The 1173-nt window shown below is 68.6% G+C and carries 1 protein-coding gene; it reads left to right on the plus strand.

Going from position 1 to position 1173, the window contains the following annotated elements:
• Nucleotides 1–405 precede the first annotated feature (405 nt).
• A partial coding sequence (locus VTU_RS0105630) for a symmetrical bis(5'-nucleosyl)-tetraphosphatase (RefSeq protein ID WP_029554148.1) occupies nt 406–1173 on the plus strand: 768 nt, incomplete at its 3' end.

A 1173-nucleotide genomic window follows, 5' to 3' on the forward strand; every position in this document is an offset into this window, starting at 1 on the left:
CCGAAACTCAGGCAGGGGGGCGGCTGCGGCGCACAACGGCCCCTTCAGGAGGTCGGCCCTCAGCATGTGCCAACCCGGCCTTCTGCTTGGTTGGCAGGCATGTGCAAGAGCTGGCAGGTTCCACATGCCACGTATCATAGGGTAATAAATCGTGAATTTTTTGCTAATCAGGTAAGCGCTCAATTTTTGGCCATGGTGTTTGGGGGCCAAGGGGGCGCGCGCCACGGCGATGGCGGCCGTTTGGGCGTCAGCGCAGGGCTGCGCACGACGGGCTTTGCCGGCCCGGCGTGCGCGCGTGTTCCGGGGGCGGGTCGCGGTTGCATCGGGCTGCCGGCGCATGGCTTTGGGCGCGGGGGCTGCGGCGTCGGCCCGGTTACCCTTGGGCTTTATTCCATGGAAGGCCGCATGGCGCTTTACTGTATTGGCGATATTCAGGGTTGCGCCGACGCGCTGGCGCGTTTGCTGGACAGGATCGGTTTCTCTGCGAGCCGCGACACCGTTTATCTGCTGGGCGATCTCGTTAACCGGGGCCCGGACTCTGCTGCCGTGCTGCGCCGCTGCATGGGCAGCGGCGACGCCATCCGCTGCCTGCTGGGCAACCACGATCTGCATCTGCTGGCCGTCGCGCACGGCGCCCGCAAGCCGTCGCGCCGCGATACCTTGGGCGCGGTGCTGGACGCTCCGGATCGCGACGCATTGCTCGACTGGGTGCGGCAGCAGCCCCTGGCCCGGGCGCACGAGCACGCCGGGCAGAGCCTGCTCATGGTGCACGCGGGCGTGCTGCCCGCCTGGTCGGCTGCGGATACTTTGGCGCTTGCGCAAGAAGTCCACGCGGTGCTGCGCAGCGCCGAGTTGCCGGCATTTGTGCACGCCATGTACGGGAATGCGCCCGAGCGCTGGAGCGACGGTCTGGCCGGCACCGAGCGCCTGCGGGTGATCGTGAATGCACTCACCCGGCTGCGGTTTTGTTCCGCCGGCGGGGCGATGGACTTTGACTGCTCGGAGAGCGCGAGCGCGGCGCCGCCGGGCCTGATGCCCTGGTTCGACGTTCCGGGGCGGCGCACGGCGGGCACCCTCACGGCCTTCGGGCATTGGTCCACGCTGGGCTGGATCGAGCGCAGCGATCTGCTGGGGCTGGACACCGGCTGCGTGTGGGGCGGCTGCCTGAGCGCC

Origin of the sequence: Verminephrobacter aporrectodeae subsp. tuberculatae At4, assembly GCF_000193225.1 — a bacterium.
Classification (GTDB): domain Bacteria; phylum Pseudomonadota; class Gammaproteobacteria; order Burkholderiales; family Burkholderiaceae_C; genus Acidovorax; species Acidovorax aporrectodeae.